Genomic DNA, 5342 nt, shown 5'->3' with positions numbered 1-5342 from the left:
CGGTCGCGGTGATCAGCCGGCTGATGGGCCTGGAGGGCCTGGACCTGGAGCGGCTCGGGCACTGGAGCGACCACGCGCTGTCGGCCACCGCGTACACCGCCGAGGAGATCGCGCGGGCGATGCGGGAGTTCGGGGAGTTCGGCCACCGCCTGGTGGTGGAGCGCCGGAAGAATCCGGGCGAGGACCTGGTGAGCAGCCTGGTCGAGGCCGCCGACCGCACCGGCGGCGTCAGCGAGGCCCAGCTGACCTCCCTGGTCTGCGGACTGGTGGTGGCCGGCCACGAGACCACGATGACCACGCTCGGCAACGCCCTGGTCTACCTGCTGGGCGAGGACGACGGCACGGCCTGGGCACGGATCGCCCAGGGCGAGGAGCAGGCGGCGGCCGCCGCCGAGCAGCTGCTGCGCGCCGTGCCGCTGGGCGACAACCGGACGCTGCCGGGCCAGCTGCGGCGCGCCGTCGAGGACGTCGAGATCGGCGGGGTGCTGATCCCCGCGGGCAGCGTGGTCGCCGCCGACGGCCGCTCGGCCAACCACGACCCGGCGGTGTACCCGCAGGAGCTCGACCTGTTCGCACCGCTGCCGACACCGAGCCTGACCTTCGGCGCCGGCCCGCACCACTGCCTGGGGGCCTGGCTGGCCCGGATGGAGCTGGAACTCGGCCTGCACAAGGCGGCCGCACGCTTCCCCGGGCTGCGGCTGGTCGACCCGATGGACGCGATCGAGTGGCGCACCGGCCTGCTCACCCGCAGCCCGGCCCGGCTGGCGGTGGCCTGGTGACGGCCGCGGCCGGCGGCGCGGGCCTGGAGGTGCGGGTGGACCGGCTGCGCTGCGTCGGCTCCGGCCAGTGCGCGGCGGCCGCGCCGCAGGCACTGGAGCTCGGCGAGGACGGACGCGCCCGGCCCCGGCATCCCGCGGGGGCCGCCCCGGCGGGCTCCGCACAGGCCCTGACCCAGGCCGCCGACCTGTGCCCGACGGAGGCGCTGGCGGTGTACGCGGGCGGGGAGCTGATCGCGCCGGCCGACTGACGGCGCGCCGACCCGGGGCCGCCGCCCCTCCCGCAGGCGGCGGCCGCCGGTCCCCCGGACGGCGGAGCGGACGGAGTGTTGTGCCGGGTTTCTGTCGGTTCGTCCGCCGATAGTGCGACATGACACGTACTCGGAGGGCGCTGCTGTGCGCCGCCACACTGATCACCGCCACGCTCCAGACCACTGCGACGGCGACGGCCGCGGGCGCCGGCCCGGCGACCGTCCGCGGCCACGGCGAGCACGCCTGCGTCAGCACGCCGCAGCCGGTGCGGGGGCAGGCCCGCCGCGTCCTGGAGACCGTCCGGAAGGCCCAGCAGGACCTCGACCTCAAGTCCGTCGAGTTCAAGGTGACGGTCGACGGCAAGGAGCTGATCACCGACGCGCTGGGCGAGTCGATGACCGGTGTACCCGCGGAGCCGGACATGAACTTCCGGGCCGGCTCGGTCGGGATCGCCTACATGGCGACCGTCCTGCTCCAGCTCGTCCAGGAGGGCCGGGTCGGCCTCGACGACCCGATCTCCCGCTGGCTGCCGGACGCCCCGCACGCGCGTGAGATCACCCTGCGGGAGCTCGGCAGCTCCACCTCGGGCCTGCACGACTACGTCACGGACCCGGTGTTCCTCGCCGAGTTGGCGGCGCACCCGTTCAAGCAGTGGACGCCCGAGGAGGTGGTCGGCATCTCCGCCGGCCACCCGCTCTGGTACCGGCCGGGGACCAACTGGAGCTACTCGCACGCCAACTTCCAGCTGCTCGGCGCCGCCCTGGAGAGGATCACCGGCACCCCGCTGGACCAGCTGCTGCGGGAACGCGTGATCGAGCCGCTCGGGCTGGACAGCACGGCGAACTCCTTCACCCCCGAGATCCCCGCCCCGGTGCTGCACGCCTTCACCTCCGAGCGCGGCCTCTACGAGGAGTCCACCTTCTGGAACCCGTCCTGGACGACCGCCCCGGGCGCCGTCATCACCACGGACATCTGCGACCTGGCCCGGTCGGCACAGGCGATCGGCTCCGGCGAGCTCCTGTCGCGGCGCTCCTTCCGGGTGCAGCTCGACCCGGGGACGGTCGGCCTCGGCCACCCCACCGACACCTGCCCGCCGGACGTCTGCCTCCCCAACACCGAGGCCAGGCACTTCGGGTTCGGCATCATCGTGTCCAACGACTGGGTGGTGCAGAACCCGTCGTTCTCCGGGTACGCGGCCATCCAGGCCTACCTCCCGGGGAAGAGGCTGGCGATCGCCGTCTCCAGCACCAAGGGCCCGGACAGCCCCGCCAACGTGAACACCGCCGAGATCGTCGCCGAGCGGATCTCCGAGCTGCTCTCCCCGGACAACCCGCTGACCGTCTGAGGCCGGCCGGCCGGCCGGGGAGGACGGCGGGTCAGCCGACCTGCTGGCGCGCCTCCCCGGCCGCGCGGGCGGCGACCGGGGACGGCCCGCCCGGGGGCCGCCGGTCCAGCACCCAGGAGACCACCGCGACGGCGCAGCCGGCCGCCGCGAGCACCGCCCCGACCAGGGTCGGCGAGGTCCAGCCGAACCCCGCGTCGAGCGCCAGCCCGCCGAGGAACGCACCCTGGGCATTCGCCAGGTTGAACGCGCCCTGGACGGTCGCCGAGGCCAGCGTCGGGGCGCTCCTGGCCTTCTGCAGCACCAGGGTCTGCACGGTGGGCACCACCGCGAAGCCGAACACGCCGATCAGGACCACGGTCAGCGCGGCCGACCAGCGGGCGTGCGCGGTCACCGCGAACAGCGCCAGCGCGAGGGACATCAGCAGGAACGCGGCGCAGATGCTCGGGCGCAGCGCCCGGTCGGCCGCGTACCCGCCGACCAGGTTTCCGATCGTCATGCCGACCCCGAACAGCGCCAGGACCAGGGTCACCGCGCCGTCGGAGAAGCCGGCCACCTCGGTCAGGGTCGGCGTGATGTAGCTGTAGCAGGCGAACAGCCCGGCACAGCCGACCACCACGGTCGCCAGCGCCAGCCACAGCTGGCCGCTGCGGAAGGCCGACAGCTCGTGCCGCAGCCCGGCCTGCGGATGGGCCGGCAGCGGCGGGACGAACCGGGCGATCGCCGCCGCGCCGAGCGCGCCGATGGCGACGACCACCAGCATCGCGGCGCGCCAGCCGAGGTGCTGGCCCAGCAGGGTCGCCGCGGGCACGCCGAGGATGGTGGCCACGGTCAGCCCGGAGAACATCACCGACACCGCGCGCGCCCGCAGGTGGGGTGCGGCGAGTTCGGCCGCGGCGACCGCGCCGGCCCCGAAAAACGCGCCGTGCGGCAGCCCGGTGATCAGCCGGGCGACGGCCAGGAAGCCGAAGTTCGGGGCGATCGCGCAGAGCAGGTTGCCCACCGTGAACAGCCCGGTCAGGCCGACCAGGACGGCCCGCCGGGGCAGCCTCGCACAGGCCGCGGTGAGCAGCGGCGCGCCGAGCACCACCCCGAGCGCGTACAGGGCGATCAGCCGGCCGGCCGCGGGGATGGAGACGTGCAGGCCGCCGGCGATCTGCGGCAGGAGTCCCATCGCGGCGAACTCCGTGGTACCGATGGCGAAGGCCGTGACGGCCAGGGCGACGAGCGCCAGAGGCATGGGGGAACTCCGTGGATCACCTGCGGAACGGGCAGCGGGGGCCGATCGGCGGGCGGTCGCCGCTGACCGCCCGGGCCGGGGCACCGCTTGCGGGTGGTTCGGCCGTTTCGTACGGATCCTATCGACCGGTGACCGCCGGGCCTCACCCGGCGGGCCTCCCGCCGGGCGGTTCCGGGCCTCACGCGGCGGTGGCCAGCTCGCTGATGCGGTGCAGCTCCACGACGATGTCGTGCAGCGTCCGGCAATCGGTGGGCGGTGCCCCGATCGCCGGGGCCGGGCGCGGTCCCGCCGCCGGGGTCTCCAGCGCCTCGGCGACCGCGTCCAGCGCGGCCACGACCTGGCGGACCGCCGGTGCGGTCGGGCGCGGGGCGCCGTACTCCAGCCGGACGGCGCAGGCGGTGGCCGCGTCCACGATCCGCTCGGCCCCGGCGGTGACGCGCAGCCAGTCGCGGTCCCGGGTGCCGTTGGTGCGGAACTCGGCGGCCGCGGTCTCGGCGGCCGCCCGGGCCTCCGCCAGCGAGCCGTACGCCGCCCGGCGCAGCGCGGCCCGCTGCGCGGCGGGCCCCGGCGTGTCGGCGAGGACGTGGTCCAGGTAGCGGCGGGTGTCGCGGAGGGCGTGCGCCGACCGGTGGCCCGCCCGGAGCCGGCTGTCGGCGAGCCGCGGCAGATGGCCGACCAGCAGCACCAGGGCGCAGGCGATCGCGGTGTCCGTGAGCCGCGAGCCGGCCGCCTCGCGGTCGCCGCCCACCGAGACGAAGGTGAGCACGGTGACCGTGACGACGGCGGTCTGCGCGGCGAAGTGCCGGACGGCGAGCGGGAAGAGCGCACCGCCGACGGTGACGGCCAGCACCGGGCCCCACGTCCCGCCGAGCAGCGGCGCCAGCGGCACGAAGGCGAGCACTGCGGCGGCCGTCCCGGCGAAGCGGCTGACCGTACGGGAGAACAGCGGCCCGAAGTCCGGCTTGACGAGGAAGGCGGCGGTGGCCGGCAGCCAGTACCAGTGCCCGGTGTGCAGCAGCAGGGCGGCCGCCGTGCTGGCGGTGACGCAGACGGAGACCCGCAGGCCGTACGCCCGCCCGGCGGCACCGGTCGGGCGCGCGGGCGACCGGCGGCGGGACGGGCGGCGCGGCGGCGGAACGCTCCCGCCGGGCCGCTCCGGGTCGGCGGCCGCGCCGAAGGCGAGGCCGGCGTCGAGCACGGCGCGGTCGAAGGCGCTGCGCGCGGGGGTGTCCGAGACGGGTGCGGGCAGCGGGCCCGGCGCCGCGTCGCGGCGCACCGCGGCGGCGAGGCGGCGCGGTCCGTCCGCGACCCGGGGCGGCAGCGGCGAACCCTCCCAGAGCAGCGCGACGCTCGCCTCGCAGAGGGCGGCCGCGGCCGCGAACCGTGCGCCCAGCCGCAGGTCCGCCGGGTGCGGACGCGCCGAACGGGCCGGCCCGCCCCGGCGGAACAGCCGGGACGGCAGGAGTCCGGCGGGCAGGCGCAGCGCCGCGTACAGGCGCAGGGCGTGGTCGGCGCGGTCCAGCGCCGCGGTGAGACGGCGGCGGGCCGGCTCGGCGGCGGGCGTGCCGACCGCGTCCAGGGCGTCGGCGAGGGCGTCGAAGACGTCGGCGACCGCCGACCGTTCGTCACCGCCCCGTCCGGGGGGCCCGGGCCGGCGGCCCCCCCCCCCACCCCCCCGCGCGCGCCCCCCCCCCGCCGCGCCGGGGCGGGGGGTGCGCCTCAGCACCGCGCC

At 76.8% G+C, this 5342-nt stretch carries 5 protein-coding genes; 3 read left to right on the top strand and 2 right to left on the bottom strand.

What is annotated here, in order from left to right; genetic code table 11:
* The 3 genes from ACFV0G_RS34515 to ACFV0G_RS34505 all read left to right on the top strand — a co-directional run.
* Positions 1-779: cytochrome P450 (locus ACFV0G_RS34515; protein ID WP_380556500.1), on the top strand; the 779-nt coding region annotated here is incomplete at its 5' end.
* Positions 776-1027, top strand: coding sequence for a ferredoxin (locus ACFV0G_RS34510; protein ID WP_380556498.1), 252 nt, complete (start codon positions 776-778; stop codon positions 1025-1027). The genes ACFV0G_RS34515 and ACFV0G_RS34510, both read left to right, overlap by 4 nt.
* 119 nt (positions 1028-1146) lie before the next feature.
* A complete protein-coding gene (locus ACFV0G_RS34505; protein WP_380556496.1) occupies positions 1147-2373 on the top strand; it encodes a serine hydrolase domain-containing protein in 1227 nt (408 codons plus the stop codon).
* A 31-nt stretch (positions 2374-2404) separates the two neighbouring features.
* Here ACFV0G_RS34505 and ACFV0G_RS34500 read toward each other — a convergent pair whose 3' ends face one another.
* Together ACFV0G_RS34500 and ACFV0G_RS34495 are read right to left on the bottom strand one after the other, a co-directional pair.
* On the bottom strand, positions 2405-3610 hold the full coding sequence (locus ACFV0G_RS34500) for an MFS transporter (protein WP_380556494.1): 1206 nt from the start codon (positions 3608-3610) through the stop codon (positions 2405-2407).
* 178 nt (positions 3611-3788) lie between these two features.
* Positions 3789-5342, bottom strand: a 1554-nt coding sequence (locus tag ACFV0G_RS34495; protein WP_380556492.1) for an FUSC family protein, incomplete at its 5' end; no start/stop codon positions are given.

It is taken from the genome of Kitasatospora sp. NPDC059571 (genome assembly GCF_042735675.1).
GTDB lineage: Bacteria > Actinomycetota > Actinomycetes > Streptomycetales > Streptomycetaceae > Kitasatospora.
This window is presented reverse-complemented; position numbering and strand designations above follow the sequence as displayed.